This window comes from Pseudomonas sp. B6002 (assembly GCF_013385985.1).
Lineage (GTDB): Bacteria > Pseudomonadota > Gammaproteobacteria > Pseudomonadales > Pseudomonadaceae > Aquipseudomonas.
This window is the reverse complement of the sequence record NZ_JACAOY010000014.1, coordinates 201,345-220,623: the sequence shown is the minus strand read 5'-3', so window position 1 is coordinate 220,623 and position 19,279 is coordinate 201,345. Positions and strand designations below refer to the sequence as shown.

Genomic DNA, 19,279 nt, shown 5'->3' with positions numbered 1-19,279 from the left:
TGTTACTGTGCCGCGAGGCTGACGCCCCACAACCGTGGCGACGACACCGGCCACGAATGGAAGCCCTTGACGCTGTCGCGCAGCGCTGCGGCGACCGTGCCGTTGTAGATGATCACCATCGGCGTGTCGTGGATCATCATCGTGTGCAGTTGGTCGAACAGCGCTTGGCGCTTGGCCGTGTCGCTCTCACGCACCGCTTCGCGCAGCACTGCCTGGGCCTGGGGGTTGTCCCAGACTTTGCGGGGTTCCTTGGTCTTGTCGCCCATCAGCGAGTCGAAGCTGGTGGCCGGGTCCAGGCGCGAGGAATAAGAAAACGCCATCATCTGGTAGTTGCCGCTCTGGTAGCGCTCCAGCTGGGTGCCCCACTCCAGGGTTTCCATCTGGATATTCAAGCCGCTGGCCACCGCTATGGCCTGGCTGAGCAGGCCCATGTCGAACATCTGCGAGTAACGCTTGTTGACGATCATCTTGATCGGCTGGCCGTTGTAGCCGGCCTCTTTGAGCAGGCGCTGGGCCAGTTGCGGGTCGTGGTGGTAACCCTGCTTGGCGGTGGCGCTGTAGAACGGGCTGGTCTGCGGGATCGCCGAGTTGTTCGGCTCGGAGGTGCCATTGGACAGCGCGGTGACCATCTGCCCATAGTCGAGGGAGGCAGCGATGGCCCGGCGGATACGCACATCCTTGAGCAGCGGGTCGTTGGTCTGGAACAGCAAGCCACAGATGGCCATGATCGGGCTGAACGAAATCTGCACTCCCGGCGTGGCTTTCAGCTCCTCGGCATCGCTGGCACTGACGTTGGGCAGCAGGTCGATGTTGTTGGACATCAAGGCGGCTTTGGCCGACGACGGGTCGGGTATCACCATGAAGCGCAGGTCATCCACCAGCGCCTGCTTCTTGCCGGTGAAACCATCCGGCCCGGCTTCGTCACGCGGGCTGTAGTCCTTGAAACGGGACAACACCACGTATTGGCCGGGCTTCCATTCGGTGAGGCTGAACGGGCCAGTGCCCACCGGCGCCTTCCAACTGCCATCGGCCGCCAGCGAGTCGCGGTGCAGGATGCCGCTGCCACCGCAGTCGGGGCGTGCCATCGAGGCCAGGAACAAGCCACTGGGCTGGTCAAGGTGGAACACCACCGTGAGTGGGTCCGGCGTGTCGATGCCGGTGATCTTCGCCCCGCCACGACCATCGAATTCGGCCAGGCAGCGCCATTGGGTCTTGGGGTTGAGGTAACGCTCCCAGGTCCACTTCACGTCCTGGGCGGTCAGGGTGGCGCCATTCTGGAAGTGCACGCCTTCACGCAGTTTGAAGGTGTAGGTCATGCCGTCGTCCGAGCGCAGCACTTCGCGGGCCAGCAACGGGCCGACGGAGGCGTCTTCACGGTGAGCCACAAGACCCTCGACGATGTGCAGCATCACCGTGTCGGTGTTCTCATCACGGTTGACGCCCGGTTCAGTGCTGCGGATATCGGCGTTCAAGCCCACGCGCAAAGTGCTCTGGGCCTGCGCGAGGCCGGCGCCCAGTGCGAGGGTGACGCACAGCGTTCCATTGAGTAAGCGATTCACGGGAGACGTTCTCCTTCGCTGAGAAGACCGGCCTGGGGCAGGAGCCGGCTTCAAGCCTGTGTTAGGTCGTTATTGTTATGGCCTGAGCGAGGTCATGGCCGCGGATGATTTTTGTTTTTTTAAATTCGCCGGGACATATTCACAGCATGCACCATGCCTGTAAATGTTTTTTTATGCACATAAAAACATTAAGGTCAGAGACAGCTACAGCGAATGGGCTGAAACGCAGACAAAAAAAAGAGGCCGAAGCCTCTTTTAGATGAACCCGCCAATCCTCAATGCAGCGCCACCCGCGTGATCAGGTAATTGACCAGCTGCGGGTCATCGTCCAGGTCCAGGGCCTGCACCGGGCGTGGCAGGTTGTCCAGCACCGTGCGCCAGAACGCCTGGGACACTTCGTCCTGGTCATAGAAACGCACCAGCCAGTTGCGCTCGCCGCTGCACAGCACCTGGGTGGCGATTGCGCGGCCAATGCCTTTGCGCCGATAGCGCTTGAGGATGAACAGGTCGGCCAGCTCCAGGGCATCAACACCGGGCAACTCGCTGCCTTCGATCAGCAGGAAACCGGCGATGTAACCCTCCACCAGCAGCAGGTGGGCGCTCCACTGCGGGTCTTCCCAGTAGCGCACCAGGTGCTCGTCGTGGATATAGAAGCGTCCGTCGGACTCGACATCTTCCTGTTCCCAGTCGGAGGACTCATAGGCGTAGTACTGGTAGAGATTGCGGATCAGCTCCAGGGCGTCAGGGCCGGTCTGGATCAATTCGACGGTGGTTTCAGGCATGGGGCTCTCGGTCAAAAAACGCAGGGCGCCATTGTTCACAAAAGCCCTGCGCAGGCCAATACATTGCATAACCTTTCTGTTTGCTGAACCGATTGCGGATTTACCCGGCCCCGTCCAAAATCCTGAAACATTTAGAATAAACTTCCCCAGAACTGTAGTGAGCGGGCTTGCCCCGCGCGGCGCCCTACCTGGCATCGGGTTTCTCCCGTTTGAGTTCGGTGTCGCGGCGGCGCGGGGCGAGCCCGCTCACTACAGGTTCCGGTTATTCATTTTAAGGACATGTATTTTGACCAACGTCTGTACCGCCGGCCTGGATGTGGGCTTTGCCTCCCTGGATTACCTGCAGATCTTCATCCTGGGCGTGATCCAGGGCATTACCGAGCTGTTGCCGGTGTCGTCCACTGCCCACATGCGGGTGGTGCCCGCCCTGCTCGGCTGGCAAGACCCGGGCTCGGCGTTTTCGGCGGCCATGCAGTTGGCGGCGCTGGCGGCGGTGGTCAGTTACTTCTGGCGTGATGTGCGCCAAGTGACCACCGGCAGCATCGGCGCAGTGCGCCGGGGCGACTACAACGACCGCTGGTTCAAGCTGGCGGTGGCGATTGTGCTGGCGACCATCCCGATCGGGATTGCCGGCCTCGCGCTGTCCTCGACCCTGAACGCCTGCAACTCGCCGTTGCGCGGGTTGATGGTGATCGGCATTTCCTGCGTGGTCATGGCGGTGTTGCTGGCAGTGGCCGAAGTGCGCGCACGCCACACCCGCGAGGTGAGCGAAATGCGCCTGCGCGATGCGCTGATCGTGGGTATCGCACAGATTGGCGCGCTGATCCCGGGCGTGTCGCGTTCCGGCTCCACCCTCACCGCCGCGCTGTTCCTCAACTTCAAGCGTGAAGAAGCGGCACGCTTCTCCTTCCTGCTGGGCCTGCCGGCCATCGCCCTCGCCGGTTTGAAGGAGCTGTGGGTGTTGTTGCATGCGGACATGCCGGCCCACGCCTGGCCACACCTGATCTTCGGGCTGGTGGTGGCAAGCGTCTCGGCGTTCTTTGCGATCTGGGGCTTGATGAAGTTCCTGGAGCGGTTCTCCACCTGGCCGTTCGTGATCTACCGGGCGTTGCTCGGGGTGTTCCTGATTGTGGCCGTGAGCACCGGCCTACTGGCCTGACACCCCCCCCTGTAGGAGCCGGCTTGCCGGCGATGACGTCAGGTCAATCAGCACACCCTTTGATTGATACACCGCTATCGCCGGCAAGCCGGCTCCTACAGGGGATCGTGGTTAGCGGTCGGCCAATGCTTCGAGCAGGTCGGCCGAGGGTACGAAGAACAACCCGCCAGTAACCGCCGTACTGAAATCCAGCAAGCGGTCGTAATTGCCCACCGGGCGCCCGACGAACATGTTCTCCAGCATCAACTCCAACGGCTGCGGCGAGCGTGCATACCCAATGAAATAGGTGCCGAACTCCCCTGCCCCCGGCCGGCCGAAGGGCATGTTGTCGCGCAGGATCTTCACTTCCTCACCGTTCTCGTCCGTGATGACAGTGAGCGCGCTATGGGAATTGCTTGGCTTAGCCTCCTCGTCCAGCTCGATATCCGACAGTTTGGTGCGCCCGATCACCTTCTCCTGGGCCTCCACGGTCAGGCCGTTCCAGGCCGTCATGTTGTGCAGGTACTTCTGCACCAGCACATAGCTGCCGCCACGGAATTCGCTGTCTTCATCACCCACGATGGTGAAACCCTCGGCCTTGCGCCCCACCGGGTTCTCGGTGCCGTCGACAAAGCCGATGATGCTGCGCATGTCGAAGTAGCGGAAACCCTGCACCTCATCCACCACCTTCACCGCGTCGCCCAGGGCCGCCATGAGATGGGTGGCCAGTTCAAAGCACAGGTCCATCTGCTCGGCGCGGATGTGCAGCAGGATATCCCCCGGTGTCGACACCGCCAGGCGCCCTGGCACACCGAATTCGCGGAACGGGTGCAGTGCGGCCGGGCGAGGCGCGCCGAACAGTCGGTCCCAGGCATCCGAGCCAAACCCGCACACGCAGGTGAGGTTGCCTGCCGGCACGCGCTTGCCCACCGAACGCACCAGCCCGGCGATGTCGGCGCACCAGCCGCGCACCGTGTCTTCACTGCCGGGGGTGATGGTGGCGACCATGAAGATGGCGCTGCTGGTGATGGGGTGGCAGACGGATTGCGGTTCCAGGGGCGGCTGAACGGAGGATGTCGACATGGTGAAGGTCCGGGCTGGGGGCTAAAGACCCGGGCAGATTAGCAGATTCGATGGCGATTTTACGGGCGCCATCGCCGGCAAGCCGGCTCCTACAGGGGGTGGGTGCAGCTGTGCCATAGGGTGCGAATCAGTGCCTGCAGTTTCAAGGCTTCGGCCCAACGGTCACTGATCTCGTGGCCATCGGCGCCGGTGATCGCATAGGGCGGCGGGCCGAGTTCGCAGGTGAAAGACAAGCTCTGCGGCGTGTCGGGGCGGGCCAGCCAGTCGTTGATCCCGTAGCGCCACCACTCGGTAAACCGCTGCACCCAGGCCTGGTGCTGGGGAAAGTCCAGCGAGACCTGCACCTGCTCGCTGCTGGCGACACGGCCGTGAAAACCCCAGCTATGGCGCAGGATCGTGCGGATCTGCTCGTCGTCTTCAAGCGCGCCAGGCTCGGGCAGTTCACGCCCGACTACGTAGTGAGACAGGTCGGCCAGCAGTTTCAGGTCGGGCATTTGCGCCAGCAGGTCGAGGGTGAACAGCAGGTCGTTGGTCAGGCGATAGCGATGGGTTTCCAGCAGTACCGGAAAGTCCACCTGCTCGGCCAATCGCTGCCAACCCACCACCAACCGCGCGGCTTCGCTCTGGGTGCGCGGGCGCACGTCGGCTTGTAGGGTGAGGTGATGGCAACCGTAGCGGCTGATCACGTCCAACGCTGCGGCCAGGTCGTCGACGCTTTGCGGGAACAACTGACCTTCAATCTGCAAGCCCCTGGCCGTGGCCGCTGCATGCAGCCGGGCCACGTCGGCAGGCTGCCAGTAGTGGTCGGTGATGCCATCGAATCCCGCAGCCTTGATGCGGTCGAGTTGCGCCTCCAGCGGGCCGGATTCGGTTTGCATCGCCCATAGGGATTGGAATACCAGGAGTTGGCGCATATCAGCCTCGCAGCAGGTGTTTAAGGGACTGCCCGGGATCGGCCAGCGTAGCGGCGTCGAGGGCAATCCGTGCGGTGATCAGGCGCTCGCACAGCTTGATGTCCTTGGCCACGCCGTTGCCCGGGGCCCAGCCGCAGGCACCTTGCAAACGCTGATCGGCATCCAGGCAAAACAGCAGCATGCCGCCTCCCGGCAGTGGGCGGCTGATCGCCATCGGCGTCAGCACCCCCACGGTCTGCAAGCCCCAGTCGTACTGATCGGACCAGAAACCCGGGATCGTTTCGAACGGCACTTCACGCCCCAACAAATTGAGTGCCGCATGGCGCCCCTGGGCCTCGGCGTTGCGCCAGGTCTCCTGGCGTTGATAGAGGCCCCCCAGGCGAAACTCACACACGTCACCCGCCGCATAAATGTTCGGCGCACTGGTGCGCAGGTATTCATCGACACGGATACCCTGCCCCACCTCCAACCCTGCGCCAGCGGCCAGTTCGATATTGGGTTGCATGCCGATACCGACCACGACGCGGTCGCAGAGCAAACGTTGACCGTCGACCAGCCACACGGCATCGGCCTGGATGGATTCCAGCGCCACATTCAATCGCACGTCCACGCCGTGTTCGCGATGCAGGTCCAACAGCGCCTGCGAGATAACGGGCGGCAGTACGCGGCCCGCCAGCCGTGACCCGGCTTCCAGCACCGTGACTTCACAGCCGAGCCCGCGGGCGGTCGCCGCCACTTCCAGGCCGATAAAGCCGCCGCCGACCACCACCAGCCGCGTGCCCGGGTTCAGCACGCTGCGCAAAGCCAGGGCTTCATCATGGCTGCGCAGGTAAAGCACATTGGCCTGTTCCTGGGGCAGACGGCGCGCCCTGCCCCCGGTCGCCAGCAACAGCCCGGCGTAAGGCAACCACTGGCCGTCAGCCAATTGCAGGCGATGTTGCGAGGGTTCCAACCGGCTCACCGGGTTACCGGCAATATGCTCGATGCCCAACTCGGCGAGTCGCTCGCTGCTGAGCAGGCTGCACCCGGCCAGGTCCGTGGTGCCCTGCAACAATCCCTTGGAGAGTGGCGGTCGCTCGTAGGGCAAGTGCGCTTCATCGCCGATCAGGATCAGGCGCCCGGTGTAGCCTTCTTCGCGCAGGGTCAGCGCCGCACGGCCACCGGCATGGCCGGCGCCGACGATAATCAGGGGGGCGTTCATCATCAGGCCATGACAGCGAGCAGCACTCGCCCCGCTTCGACCCGCACCGGGTAGGTCTTGAGGTTGACGCACACCGGTGCGCCCATGGCTTTGCCGGTGCGGTAATCGAAGCGCCCGTTGTGCTTGGGGCACTCGATGATGTGGTCCATCACCAGGCCGTCGGCGAGGTGGATTTTCTCGTGGGTGCACAGGCCCGCCGTGGCGAAGAATTCATTATCGGCCGAACGGTACACCGCGTAGGTGTGCGGCCCGTGGTCGAAGCGCAGCACGTCTTCTTCGTCTATTTCGCCCACGGCGCAGACGTCGATCCATTGGTCGTTCATGATGGTTCCTGTAGTGAGCGAGCTTGCTCGCGCGGCGGCAGCACATATGCCGCAAGGTTGTTTGAGAATACGCGGTGGCGTTATTGGGGGCTGCTTTGGAACCCGGCGCGAGCAAGCTCGCTCACTACAGGGGTATCGTCGTGGCGGTGGATGGGGCGTTGGATGAAGTAATTCGGGTCGCGACGCTGGCGCCAGATCGTCGGGAGGATTTCCCTGTAGGCCTCCAGCAGGTTGGCGTAGGGCGGCGGGCAGTCGTTGCGGATCTCTTCGTGCAACTGGGCCAGGGCGTGGTACGGCACCATCGGGTACATGTGGTGCTCGAGGTGGTAGTTCATGTCCATGTAGATAAAACGCAGCACGCGGTTCATGTAGATCGTGCGGCAGTTGCTGCGATGGTCGAGCACGTCTTCGGCCAGGCCTACGTGTTGGGTGAGGCCGAACAGGTAGCCAAGCCACGCACCGTAGAGGCTCGGAAGGCCTACCAGCATCAGTGGCAGCCAACTGTGCAGATACAGGGCGGCGCCGATGATCACGGCATAGATACCCACCCAGATCCGCGCCGCACGGAACACCTTGGGCCATTCGGATTCAGGGATGAAATCCGCTTCCTGGACACTCATCTTGCCGATGGCATGGCGCGCCACGCCGCTGAAGGTTTTCCAGGCCAGAGGCAGGTTGAACAGGCTCAGGAACATCATCAGGAGGCTGGGCGGACGCGGTTCGACAATCTCCGGGTCGCGACCCACCACGATGGTGTCGGTGTGGTGCCGCGCATGGCTCCAGCGCCACACATGGGGCTCGAAAATGCACATGAAGCTGGCGACCTGATACAGCCCGTCGTTCATCCAGCGCGTCTTGAACGCCGTGCCGTGGCCGGTTTCGTGCCAGCGCGGGTTGGAGGCGGTGCCGTACAGCACGCCATAGGCGATGAAGAACGGCACGCAGGCCCAGGTGCCCCAGAACCAGTAGCCGCCAAAGCCGGTGGCAAACAGCGCGCTCACCCAAATGGCGGTGTCGCGCAGTGCCGGGCCGTCGCGGCGTTGCATCAGTTCCTTCATGCGTTTGCGGGCAATCGGCGATTGGTACCAGTTGGCTGATACCAGGCCCTTTTCGGCCGCGCGGGCCGCTTCGGGGCCGGTGAGGCTGTAGTCGCGTCGGGTGGGTTGAGGCATTGTTATTGTTCTCCGCAAGCGTGGGTTTCAGGGGCTTTGCGAAACCCACGATAGAGAACGGGTAATTCACCCTCAAGGCCTTGAATCCATTCCCTATCAAGCTATCATCCAGGTCCAGCGGGGCTTGATAGTTTTCTATCAAGACGCAGACAGGGCCAGCCATGAACAACAACAAACGCCCAACCATCGCCACCGTTGCCGCCCATGCAGGGCTGAGCGTGGCCACCGTCGACCGGGTGTTGAACGCCCGCGCGCCGGTCAACCCACAGACCGCCGAGCAAGTGTTCCAAGCCGCCGAAGCCGTGGGTTATTTTGCCGCGCGGCTGATCGGGCAGCGCATTCGCGAACGTCGGCCAACCTACCGTTTCGGCATCCTGCTGCTGGCCACCGCTCAAGCGTTCTACGCCAGCCTGGCGCAGGCGATTGGCGAAGCGGCGCAGCACCACGCCGGTGCCAACCTGACCTGCCAGTTCGAGTACATCGTGGACCGCACGCCAAGCGTGATCGCCGCCCAGATCGAACACCTGGCCGTGCAATGCGACGCCCTCGCCGTGGTCAGTTTTGCCCACCCGCTGATCAACGCCACATTGGCGCAAATCCGCGAAGCCGGCGTGCCGGTGGTGGCGCTGCTCTCGGATATCCACGAACACGCCGCCGAACCCTATGTGGGCCAGGACAATCATGTGGTCGGGCGCACCATGGGCTGGTTGCTGGCCCGCACCTGTGGGGCGCGCAAAGGCAGTGTGGGGATTCTATTGGGCGGCCATCGCTTCCTCGGCCACCAGGCGCGGGTCGAAGGTTTGCACAGCTACCTGGCCGAACACGCACCGGGGCTCAAGCCACTTGAGCCGCTGATCAACCTGGATAACAGCGACATCACCGAAGAGGCCACCCTCGACCTGATCACCCGCCACACAGACCTGCGCGGCCTGTGCGTAGTGGGTGGTGGCGGAGACGGCATCATCAGCGCCCTGGCGCAGTTGCCCAAACGACCGGCGTTGTGCTGCATCCTGCAGGAGTCCACCGAACTGTCGCGCCAGGCGTTGCGCCAAGGCCTGATCGATGTGGTGATGGATTCACAACCGCGCCAGACGGCCACTGCGCTGATCGAATTGCTGGTGGATTTGCAGACCGCCGAGACCTTCGACCCGGTGCGGCACCGGATGTACATTGCGCCGCAGATCGTGACCTCGGAGAACCTTTAAAGCGCGCGGCACTCGATTTTAAGCCCGCCCTCTTCCAGCACATGGCTGTCAATCGCCACCGGCAGGAAGCGCTGGATCACGTGCATATTGCTGTGCAAGTGGTCGCTCATGTGCGGCGTGGTAAAACTGCCGCCACCGGCCATTGCCATCGGCAATAGCAGTTGATCGGCCAAATGCTCACCCACCGCCGTCTGCGTGCAACGCCATGCCTGTGCCTGTTCGATGGCCTGGTCAGCCACCTTTTCGGCACGCAGCCTGTGCATGCCGAAGGCGCTGAACACCTCGGTGACGTGTTCGTGCACATACTCCAGCATCAGCAGATTACCGGGGCCTTGTTCGGGGTCGATGGCCACCGAAAGCAGTTGCGTGTCGTCGAACGCCAGGCGCTGGCCCACGCGCTTGAGCTCACGCTCGCTGACCTCGGCGGGCAGTCCGGCGTTCAGGGCAATGGCGCGTGATTCGAGCAACTTGCCGCGCTGCATCAGGTGCAGCGGAGCCAGTTCGGACGGCTGGATAAAAGCCTCCAGTTCGCCACCGCCTGCCGGGGCAAATCCATACCGATTCAGGCTCAGTTCAATGCGCGCACCCATGCGGCGCAACAACGGCAGCCAGGCGCGTTGCAGGAAGTCCACCGGCGGCGCCAGTGGGTTGTGGGTGCCGCCGCAGATCGTCACGCGGCTGGCCGTCGGTGCGCGCAACAACGCTGGCAACAAGGTTTGCAGCACCAGGGTGCAACTGCCGGCAGTGCCGATGCTGAAGCGGTATTCACCGCCCTGAATCGCGCCCGGTTCAAAGCGCAGCGTCTGGGAGCCCAACTCGGCCCCTTCCACCTTGGCACCACACACCTGTGCCGCCGCCAGCACAGCCGTCAGGTGTTGACGCATCAACCCCGGCCGGCTGCGCTTGGCGCGGATATTGCAGATGTGCAGGCCCTGCCCGGTGACCATCGCCAGGCTCAAGCCACTGCGCAGCACCTGGCCACCGCCCATGGCGCCATCAAGCTCAATCATTTCGTACATCCTTATGCAAAGTGTTTGACCGTGCTGCGCAGGTAGTCATCCAGCTGTTGTGAGTCTGCGCGGGTGCGTGGCAATGACGGCACTTGGCGTTCCAGTTCACGCTGGATATAGGCATGCAATGCCGGTCGCCGTGGCCCGTAGGCCGCCTCGTCGGCATTGCGCTTCAACACCAGCAGGGCCGCTACTTCATCCAACAGTTGCGCGTCATCCACCGTCCCCAGGAGGTCGGCGAAGGTCATCGGCGGGCGGCCCAGGCCCAGGTCGATCCAACGCACCGCGAGTAACGGGCGCAGCACGTAGAAGTACTTCTTGAAACGCACCGAATCGCCTTGCAGGTAACCGCGAAAATTCTTCTTGGCCATCGACAAGTAATGACTGCGCGCAGCCGGCGGGCTGTAGAACGCCTCGGCCAACCCACGCAGTTGCGCGGTGGCGGTAGCGTCCTGGCGATACACCAGCGGCGAATCCAGCCATTCCAGCAACGTGGGATTGGATTTGCGCAGCAGCCCCAGGGTTTTGCGCAGTTCCCAACCGCTGATATCCAGTTCGTCATCCAGCGGGCGCTCGATCACGTCCCGTGGCGTGTCCACCTGCATGAACCAATCGGGCTTCTCCACGTAGACGAAGCGCACATCGTAGTCACTGTCGGTGGAGGCAAAGCCCCAGGCCCGGCTGCCGGACTCACAGGCGTACAACACCGTGACATTGCGCTCGCGCTCGATTCGTTCCAACTCTTGCAACACCCGCGCACGCATGGCGTCGCAGAGTGGGTGACGCTCTTCCCTTTCCATCCTGATTCCCCTCCTATCCTTTGACACACACCACTTGGCGCAAGGTGTGCAGCACTTCCACCAGCTCGCGCTGGGCGTGCATGACCTGGTCGATGTCCTTGTAGGCCATCGGTATTTCATCGATCACATCGGCGTCCTTGCGGCATTCCACGTGGGCCGTCGCACGCACCTGGTCGGCCACGGTGAAGGTGTTCTTCGCCTTGGTACGGCTCATGGTGCGGCCGGCACCATGGCTGCAAGAGCAGAACGACTCCTCGTTACCCAGGCCGCGCACGATGAAGCTCTTGGCGCCCATGGAACCCGGGATAATCCCCAGCTCGCCCTTCTTCGCCGACACCGCGCCTTTGCGCGTGACCAGCACCTCTTCGCCAAAATGCCGTTCTTTCTGCACGTAGTTGTGATGGCAGTTCACGGCTTCCAACGCCACTTCAAACGGCTTCTTGATCACCTGGCGCGTGGCCTGCACCACGGCGCGCATCATCAACTCGCGGTTCTGCCGGGCAAAATCCTGGGCCCAGCCCACCGCTTCTACATAGTCATCGAAGTGCTGGCTGCCCTCTTCGAAATACGCCAGGTCACGGTCCGGCAAGTTGGCGATGTGCTGGCGCATATCGGCCTGGGCCAGCTGGATAAACAAGTTACCGATCGCGTTACCGACGCCACGGGAACCGCTGTGCAACATGAACCAGACACGGTTGGCTTCATCCAGGCACACCTCGACAAAGTGGTTGCCGGTGCCCAACGTACCCAGGTGCTGGCGGTGGTTGGCGCGTTCCAGTTGCGGGTACTTGTCGGTGATCGCCTTGAAGCGCGGGTGCAACGCCGCCCACACCTGATCCGCCTCGGCCGGTACATCTTCCCAGGCGCCTTTGTCACGGCCTTTTCGGCTGCGGGTGCGGCCATGGGGCACGGCGGCCTCGATGGCGCAGCGCAAGCCAAACAGGTTGTCGGGCAAGTCACCGGCCATCAACGTGGTGCGGGCGGCGATCATGCCGCAACCGATGTCCACCCCCACCGCTGCCGGGATGATTGCGCCCACGGTGGGGATCACACTGCCAATGGTCGACCCCTTGCCCAGGTGCACATCCGGCATTACCGCCAGGTGTTTGAAGATGAACGGCATCTGGGCGGTGTTCATCAATTGCTGGCGGGCTTCGGGTTCAACAGGCACGCCCTGGGTCCAGAGTTTGATCGGCTTGCCGTTGGCCACTTCCAGCAGTTGGTAGGTCTTCTCTTGCATGATCTCGATTCTTTTCTTGAAAGCCGTCACTGCGGCGTTGGCTGGGATATAGCAGCGGTCATGCCAGATATTCAGAAAGTTCACATAAAATTTTTAACCAATTGTTTTTAATAGGTATTTTTCACAATCAAGAAATCTCTACGAAAAAACCATGACAGCCCTTTCATCACATCCATATCCTTACCTATCGTCACTTATATTTTGGTCTATCCATGAAACGCAAGCGCACGGTCGCCATCGGATTTATCGGCTCCAAACTGGATCGCGTCGGCAAGGGCGCCAATCGCTGGAACCATTGGCGCCCCAGCGTCGGCTTGTGCCAGCAGGACAACTTGCAAATTGATCGCCTGGAGCTGATCCACGACATCGACGCCCGCGACGTCAGCATTGCCGAGCGGATACGCGCCGACATCGGGCAAGTCTCGCCGCACACCGACGTGCGCCTGCACCCGATGCCGCTGAACAACCCCTGGGATTTCGAAGAAGTGTACGGCGCGCTGCACGACTTCACCGCCAACTACCGCTTCGACACCGAGCACGAGGACTACCTGGTCCACATCACCACTGGCACCCACGTGGCGCAGATCTGCTGGTTCCTGCTGACCGAGGCGCGCAACCTGCCAGCGCGACTGGTCCAGACCTCCCCCACGCGCCGCCTGGACGAAACGGCGCCCGCCACCGGCACCCATACCCTGATCGACCTCGACCTGTCGCGCTACGACCGCATCGCCTCGCGTTTTGCCCATCAGCGCCTGGAGGGCCTGGCCTTCCTGAAATCCGGGATCGCCACGCGCAACAGCGCGTTCAATGCGTCCATCGAACAAATCGAACGGGTGGCCGTGCGCTCCACCGCGCCCATGCTGTTGATCGGCCCCACGGGCGCCGGCAAATCCTTCCTGGCCCGGCGCATCTTTGAACTCAAGCGCAGCCGCCATCAAGTACAGGGGCGTTTCGTCGAAGTGAACTGCGCCACCCTACGCGGCGACGGCGCGATGTCGGCATTGTTCGGGCATATCAAAGGCGCCTTCACTGGCGCGCAAAACGCCCGCGACGGCCTGCTGCGCGCGGCGGACGGCGGCATGCTGTTCCTTGATGAAATCGGCGAGCTGGGCCTGGACGAACAGGCGATGCTGCTCAAGGCCATCGAAGAAAAACGCTTCTACCCCATGGGCGCCGACCGCGAAGTGGCCAGCGACTTCCTGATCATCGCCGGCACCCACCGCGACCTGCGCGGGCGCGTGGCCGAGGGGTTGTTTCGCGAAGACCTGTACGCGCGGATCAACCTGTGGACATTCGACCTGCCCGGCCTGGCGGGCCGACGGGAAGACATCGAGCCCAACCTCGACTTCGAACTGGAACGCCATGCCCGCGAACAAGGCCGCCGCGTGCGCTTCAACCTGGAAGCGCGCCGCCGCTACCTGGCGTTCGCCAGCTCCAGCGAAGCGGCGTGGCTGGGTAACTTTCGCGAACTGTCCGCGTCGATCACCCGCATGGCAACATTGGCCGACAGCGGTCGCATTGATGAAACCCAGGTCGAAGAAGAAATTCGGCGCCTGCGCTACGCCTGGGGACTGTCCGAGCCGCAGGCCTTTCTGCCCGACGACCTGGACCTGTTCGACCAGCTGCAACTCAAGGCGGTGATCGATGTGTGCCTGCAGGCCGACAGCCTCTCCGACGCCGGCCGCCGCCTGTTCGGCGTCTCGCGCCAAGCCAAGGCCCAGCCGAACGACGCAGACCGCCTGCGCAAATACCTGGCGCGCTTCGGCATCGACTGGAAGCAACTCAAACCCTTGTAGGAGCCGGCTTGCCGGCGATGGCGGCCTCAAGGTATGTGCTGAAAACAATGGCCTCATCGCCGGCAAGCCGGCTCCTACGGGGCTGGGGTGCTTGTTCGGAAATCGGCGGCATTCAGGCCCAAGCGGCTCATCTTGTTGTACAGCCCGCCCCGCGACACGTTGAGCTGCCGCGCAGCCAGGCGGATATTGCCACCGGTACTGTGCAAAGCCGCCGCAATCGCCTGCATTTCATGACTGCTCAGGTCTTGGGCAGGCTGCGGCTCATAAGCGCGTGCCGGCGCTCGGTGGCGGGTCTCCAGCGGCAGGTCGCTCGCCTGGATCAACTCACCCGTGGCCAGGTTGGTTGCCCGTTCGATGCTGTTTTCCAACTCGCGCACATTGCCCGGCCAACCGTAGGCCGACAGCAATGCCAGCGCCTCCGGCGCAAAACCCTGCACCGATTTACGCAGTGAGCGGGCAAAGCGCGCAAGAAAATGCCGTGCCAGCAATGGGATGTCTTCGCGGCGCATACGCAGCGGCGGCACGGTGAGGTTCAGCACGTTGAGGCGATAGTAGAGGTCTTCGCGAAAGGCGCCCTCGGCCACTGCCAGGCTCAGGTTGCGATGGGTGGCCGCAATGATGCGCACATCCACCCGCCGCGAGTTTTTCGCGCCCACGCGGGTGACTTCACCCTCCTGCAACACCCGCAGCAAACTCACCTGGGCATCGAAGGACATGTCACCAATCTCATCCAGGAAGATCGTGCCGCCATCCGCCAATTCAAACTTGCCCGCCGAACCGCCACGGGTGGCACCGGTGAACGCGCCTTCCACATGCCCGAACAGCTCGCTTTGCACCAGGTCCCGCGGGATCGCACCGCAGTTGACCGCCACGAATGGGCCTTTATGACGGTCGCTGCCGTTGTGAATCGCCTGGGCGAACAGCTCCTTGCCGGTGCCGCTTTCGCCGAGGATCAAGGTGGTGGAATCGCTGCGACTGGCGATGCGCCCCAAGTGCAACGCGTCGTGGATGGCCCGCGAACCGCCCTGGATGGTCTCAAAGGTGTAGCGGGCCTGGGTGCCGATGATACGTCGGGTAATCTCGCGGATCCGCCGGTTCTCGCGCAGCGACACGATCACCCCGCCCTGCTCCAGCGGGCACACCGAAACCAGGCAGGCGAGCTGGCTGCGGTCCTGCAGGTGAAAGGTGCAATCGAGGTCGCGCACCGGCTCGCCCAGCACGTCGCTCAACTCGCTGCGGCCCAAACGCTGGAACGGGCTGCCGACCAGCTCCGGGCCCACGCCGAACAATTGCCGCGCATAACGGTTGAGCGCCTTGATGCAACCGCGCTCATCCAGCACCACCAGGCCTTCGTTGAGCACTTCGAGCACGGCTTGCTGCTCTTCCAGCAAACCGTGCAGCGCCATCTGCCGCGACACTGCTTCGGCTGCGGCCTGCACGGTGCCCAGGGTATGGAAATGAAACCAGCCAGGCTCGGCCGTGAGGGTCAGCATCGCCAGGGTCTGGCCCTGGGCGTTTTTGATCGGCGCGGCGGCGCAGTGCATGCGGCGTTGGCGCAAGCCCGTGGCGAAGTTTTCTTCGGCCAGCACATACACCAGGCGGTCTTCGGCCAGGGCCAGGCCGGTGCAATTGGTGCCCTGCACCGACTCCAGCAGGCGGCTGCCGACCGGCGTGATATCCAGCCCGCAGAAGTACAAGGTGGTGCCGCGAGCATCGGTGAGGTTGATATGCCCGCGTGGGTTATAGGCCAACAGCCCATGCATGACGTGCGCGGCGGCGCCGATCAGGACGCGGTGAGTGGCCAGGGTGGCGGCCAGTGCTTCGTCGGCGACAAAGCGATACGCGCTGTCAGCCGGGTCGAGCCCCGCCTCGACGCTGCGCCGCCACGAATCCCAGATGACCTGCCGCACCCCGGCCGGGCGCTCGACCTCACCCGCCAGGCATGCTCGCCACGCCTGCTCCAGGGCTGGAACGGGGCCGTCATTCAGCGCCGCAGGCCCCAGGGCCGTGAGGTAATCGAGGTCTTGTACGCTGAACGCCATGCTCATCCGGGGTACCCATGTTCATATTTTCGACATGCCAGTATAGACATGTCATTTAAATGAACACTTTTTGTTTATAAAGATTAATTAATCAATAAATATCAGTGGCTTATGAATTGGCACAGCCCTTGCTCCTACCTCATTGCCCATCAGGACCGTCCTGAGGCCAACAATAAGAAGGGGTCAATTCATGAATACACAGAACATCCGCCTGGGTCTGATCGGTGCCGGTCGCATGGGCAGCTTCCACGGCCTGACCGCTGCGCGGCACATCCTCGGCGCCAGCCTGGTGGCGATTGCCGACCCGACACCAGGCCAGGCCGCGCGCCTCGCCGCTGAATTGGGGGTGGCCAAGGTCTACACCGACCCGCAACAGTTGCTCGACGATCCGGACATCGACGGCGTGATCATCGCCGCCCCCGCCCGCAGCCACGCCGAATTGGTGATCAGCGCCGCCCGCGCCGGCAAGGGCATCTTCTGCGAAAAACCCATGGCCATCACCCTCGACGAAGCCGACCGCGCCATTGCCGCTGCGGCCGATGCGCGGGTGCCGTTGCAGGTCGGCTTCAACCGGCGTTTCGCCAAGAGCTTTCGCACCGCTCACCTGGATGTCGCTGCCGGCCGTATCGGCACCCCGCAGTTGCTGCGCTCGCTGACCCGCGACCCGGCACTGAACAATCCGGCCGCTTCGCCGCAGTGGGTGATCTTCCTGGAAACCCTGATCCACGACTTCGACACCCTGCGCTACCTCAACCCCGGGGCCGAGGCGGTGCAGGTTTATGTGATGGCCGACGCCTTGATCGCCCCGGCCTTCAAAAGCAAAGGTTTCCTCGACACTGCCGTGGTCGCGATCCGCTTCGACAACGGCGCCATCGCCACCGCCGAAGCCAACTTCCAGGCGGTGTACGGCTACGACGTGCGCGGAGAAGTGTTTGGCAGCGAAGGCATGTTGAGCATGGGCAGCCTCAACGATTGCGACCTGGTGCGCTACCTGGCCCAGGGCATCCAGGCCGACACCCAACGCATGGACACCGACCTGCTGCGCGACGCCTACATCGCCGAACTCAACCATTTCGCCGACTGCCTGCGCACGGGCGCCAAGCCGATGGCCAGCGGCGAAGACGCCCGCGCCGCCCTGGCGATCGCTCGCGCCTGTATCGAGTCATTCGAAACCGGCAAGGCCGTGGCCGTACAGGGAACCCGCCCATGATCCCTTTCAAGCTGGCGATCAGCGCCGAAATGGTCTTTCTCGACCTGCCCTTCATCGAGCGCGTGAAGCGCATTCATCAATTGGGGTTCAGTGCGGAAATCTGGAACTGGACCGACAAGGACATCGGCGCCCTCGCCGCCACGGGCGCCGACTTCACCTCCATGACCGGCTACATCAGCGGCACCCTCACCGACCCCGACGGCATCCGCCAATTGCTCGACAGCGCCCGCGAATCCATCGGCATCGCCGAGCAACTCGACTGCCCCAGCCTCAACCTGCACGGCACCGGCCTGGGTGAAGGCGGCCTGCCCGTGCAACCGGTCAACCAGACCACCGGGCGCATGTGGCTGAGCGCCTGCAAGACCCTGGAAAAAATCGCCCGCCTGGGAGAGGACGCCGGTCGCGTGTTCCTGCTGGAAAACCTCAACACCGAGGTCGACCACCCCGGCACGCCCTTCGCCCGCGCCGACGACACCCTGGCGCTCATCGAAGCCGTGGGCAGCCCGCACTTGAAGATGAACCTGGACCTGTACCACGCGCAGATTGGCGAAGGAAACCTGATTGAACTGATCCAGCGCGCCGGCGGTTCCATCGGTGAAATCCAGGTGGCCGATGTGCCAGGCCGCAAGGAGCCCGGCACCGGCGAAATCCACTACCCGGCCATTGCCAGGGCCCTGCACGCCATGGGCTATACCGGCGTGGTCGGGCTGGAAGGCTGGGCCAGTGGCGACAGCGAGTTGGCCCTGGAGCGTTTCCGCCAGGCCTTCACCCTATAACAATAAAAGGACCACCCTCATGCATCGCTATTCATTGCTCGTTGCCACGCTGTTGTTGCTGTTCAGCCAATGGACCTTCGCCGCCTACCGCATCGGTGTGAGCATCGCCCGGGTCGACGATAACTTCATGACCTATGTGCGCACCGGCCTCGAAGCCGCCGCCAAACAGCAAGATGTGCAGATCCAGTTCGAAGACGCCCAGGGCGACGTGGTGCGCCAACTCAATCAGGTCGAAGGCTTTCTCAATCAGAAGGTCGACGCCGTGATCGTGTTGCCGGTGGACACCGCCGCCACCGCCAACATGACCCGCGCCGCCGTCGCCGCGAAGACGCCGCTGGTGTACGTCAACCGCCACCCGGATGAACGCACCCTGCCCAAGGGCGTGGTCACCGTGGCCTCCAACGACATCGAGGCCGGGCAGTTGCAAATGCGCTACCTCGCAGAAAAGCTCGGTGGCAAAGGCAACGTGGCGATCATCATGGGAGACCTCGCGCAAAACGCCACCCATGATCGCACCGAAGGCGCCAGGCAGGTGCTCAAGGAATTCCCCGGGATCAAGGTGGTGGAGCAGCAAAGCGCCGAATGGCAGCGCAGCAAGGGCATGGACCTGACCAGTAACTGGCTGCTGGCGGGTACGCAGTTCGATGCGATCGTCGCTAACAACGATGAAATGGCCATCGGCGCCGCCATGGCGCTGCAACAATCCGGCAAGGCCAAGGGCGAGGTGGCGATTATCGGCATCGATGGCTTGCCGGATGGCCTGTCGGCCATCAAGCGTGGCCTGCTGACCGCCTCGGTGTTCCAGGACCCCAAGGCTCAGGCGACCCAGGCCGTGCAGGCGGCCATCCGGATGATCAAGGGTGAGCCCATCGAGCCAGAAGTCTGGGTGCCCTTCGAGCTGATCAAACCCGAGCAAGTGGCGATGTTTGAACAGCGCTACAAGTAAACATTGTGAAGCACGGCTTCAAAGCCTGAGCAGCGTCTGCCCGATTGTGTGCCTGGCCTTAACGGAGAAAGATCCCAGGCAC

17 protein-coding genes are annotated in these 19,279 nt (G+C 63.0%); 6 read left to right on the top strand and 11 right to left on the bottom strand.

Features of this window, described 5'->3' with window-relative positions; genetic code table 11:
* Positions 1-2: 2 nt before the first annotated feature.
* Both HX792_RS19910 and HX792_RS19905 read right to left on the bottom strand, forming a co-directional pair.
* Positions 3-1,559 carry an ABC transporter substrate-binding protein gene (locus HX792_RS19910; protein ID WP_176997691.1) on the bottom strand — a complete coding sequence of 519 codons (1,557 nt, stop codon included), beginning with the start codon at positions 1,557-1,559 and terminating at the stop codon, positions 3-5.
* Between the two features lie 275 nt (positions 1,560-1,834).
* Positions 1,835-2,341, bottom strand: a complete 507-nt coding sequence (locus tag HX792_RS19905; RefSeq protein ID WP_256349874.1) for a GNAT family N-acetyltransferase — start codon at positions 2,339-2,341, stop codon at positions 1,835-1,837.
* A 286-nt stretch (positions 2,342-2,627) separates the two neighbouring features.
* Between HX792_RS19905 and HX792_RS19900 the strand changes: the two genes are divergently transcribed.
* A complete protein-coding gene (locus HX792_RS19900) occupies positions 2,628-3,500 on the top strand; it encodes an undecaprenyl-diphosphate phosphatase (protein ID WP_176997689.1) in 873 nt (290 codons plus the stop codon).
* Between the two features lie 111 nt (positions 3,501-3,611).
* On the opposite strand, the gene HX792_RS19895 is transcribed toward HX792_RS19900, so the two are convergent.
* The 5 genes from HX792_RS19895 to HX792_RS19875 all read right to left on the bottom strand — a co-directional run bounded on the left by HX792_RS19895 (position 3,612) and on the right by HX792_RS19875 (position 8,172).
* Positions 3,612-4,562 carry a Dyp-type peroxidase gene (locus HX792_RS19895; RefSeq protein WP_176997688.1) on the bottom strand — a complete coding sequence of 317 codons (951 nt, stop codon included), beginning with the start codon at positions 4,560-4,562 and terminating at the stop codon, positions 3,612-3,614.
* Positions 4,563-4,651: 89 nt separating this feature from the next.
* Positions 4,652-5,476 carry a sugar phosphate isomerase/epimerase gene (locus HX792_RS19890; protein WP_176997687.1) on the bottom strand — a complete coding sequence of 275 codons (825 nt, stop codon included), beginning with the start codon at positions 5,474-5,476 and terminating at the stop codon, positions 4,652-4,654.
* Position 5,477: 1 nt separating this feature from the next.
* Positions 5,478-6,677, bottom strand: coding sequence for an NAD(P)/FAD-dependent oxidoreductase (locus HX792_RS19885; protein ID WP_176997686.1), 1,200 nt, complete (start codon positions 6,675-6,677; stop codon positions 5,478-5,480).
* 2 nt (positions 6,678-6,679) lie between these two features.
* Positions 6,680-7,000 carry a MocE family 2Fe-2S type ferredoxin gene (locus HX792_RS19880; RefSeq protein ID WP_176997685.1) on the bottom strand — a complete coding sequence of 107 codons (321 nt, stop codon included), beginning with the start codon at positions 6,998-7,000 and terminating at the stop codon, positions 6,680-6,682.
* Positions 7,001-7,080: 80 nt separating this feature from the next.
* Positions 7,081-8,172, bottom strand: a complete 1,092-nt coding sequence (locus HX792_RS19875) for a fatty acid desaturase family protein (RefSeq protein WP_256349873.1) — start codon at positions 8,170-8,172, stop codon at positions 7,081-7,083.
* Between the two features lie 161 nt (positions 8,173-8,333).
* On the opposite strand from HX792_RS19875, the gene HX792_RS19870 reads away from it, so the two are divergent.
* The gene (locus tag HX792_RS19870) at positions 8,334-9,377 is read left to right on the top strand and encodes a LacI family DNA-binding transcriptional regulator (RefSeq protein WP_176997684.1); all 1,044 of its coding nucleotides are present in this window, start codon (positions 8,334-8,336) and stop codon (positions 9,375-9,377) included.
* Here HX792_RS19870 and rtcA read toward each other — a convergent pair.
* The 3 genes from rtcA to HX792_RS19855 are packed head-to-tail and all read right to left on the bottom strand — an operon-like array spanning position 9,374 to position 12,427.
* Positions 9,374-10,396 carry an RNA 3'-terminal phosphate cyclase gene (gene rtcA / locus HX792_RS19865; RefSeq protein WP_176997683.1) on the bottom strand — a complete coding sequence of 341 codons (1,023 nt, stop codon included), beginning with the start codon at positions 10,394-10,396 and terminating at the stop codon, positions 9,374-9,376. The two genes, HX792_RS19870 and rtcA, sit on opposite strands and share 4 nt — an antisense overlap.
* Before the next feature lie 2 nt (positions 10,397-10,398).
* The gene (locus tag HX792_RS19860) at positions 10,399-11,187 is read right to left on the bottom strand and encodes a nucleotidyltransferase domain-containing protein (RefSeq protein ID WP_176997682.1); all 789 of its coding nucleotides are present in this window, start codon (positions 11,185-11,187) and stop codon (positions 10,399-10,401) included.
* A 13-nt stretch (positions 11,188-11,200) separates the two neighbouring features.
* Positions 11,201-12,427 (bottom strand): RtcB family protein, encoded by a 1,227-nt coding sequence (locus HX792_RS19855; RefSeq protein ID WP_176997681.1) that lies wholly within the window; start codon positions 12,425-12,427, stop codon positions 11,201-11,203.
* Positions 12,428-12,639: 212 nt separating this feature from the next.
* On the opposite strand from HX792_RS19855, the gene rtcR reads away from it, so the two are divergent.
* Positions 12,640-14,223, top strand: coding sequence for an RNA repair transcriptional activator RtcR (rtcR, locus tag HX792_RS19850; RefSeq protein ID WP_176997680.1), 1,584 nt, complete (start codon positions 12,640-12,642; stop codon positions 14,221-14,223).
* A 74-nt stretch (positions 14,224-14,297) separates the two neighbouring features.
* On the opposite strand, the gene HX792_RS19845 is transcribed toward rtcR, so the two are convergent.
* On the bottom strand, positions 14,298-16,271 hold the full coding sequence (locus HX792_RS19845) for a sigma-54-dependent Fis family transcriptional regulator (RefSeq protein ID WP_176997679.1): 1,974 nt from the start codon (positions 16,269-16,271) through the stop codon (positions 14,298-14,300).
* 184 nt (positions 16,272-16,455) lie between these two features.
* On the opposite strand from HX792_RS19845, the gene HX792_RS19840 reads away from it, so the two are divergent.
* The 3 genes from HX792_RS19840 to HX792_RS19830 are packed head-to-tail and all read left to right on the top strand — an operon-like array spanning position 16,456 to position 19,197.
* Positions 16,456-17,475, top strand: a complete 1,020-nt coding sequence (locus tag HX792_RS19840) for a Gfo/Idh/MocA family oxidoreductase (protein ID WP_176997678.1) — start codon at positions 16,456-16,458, stop codon at positions 17,473-17,475.
* Positions 17,472-18,251: a TIM barrel protein gene (locus HX792_RS19835; RefSeq protein WP_176997677.1), complete on the top strand. Its 780-nt coding sequence runs from the start codon at positions 17,472-17,474 to the stop codon at positions 18,249-18,251. The genes HX792_RS19840 and HX792_RS19835 overlap by 4 nt, the downstream gene beginning before the upstream one ends.
* 19 nt (positions 18,252-18,270) lie before the next feature.
* Positions 18,271-19,197 (top strand): sugar ABC transporter substrate-binding protein, encoded by a 927-nt coding sequence (locus HX792_RS19830; RefSeq protein WP_176997676.1) that lies wholly within the window; start codon positions 18,271-18,273, stop codon positions 19,195-19,197.
* Positions 19,198-19,279: the final 82 nt, after the last annotated feature.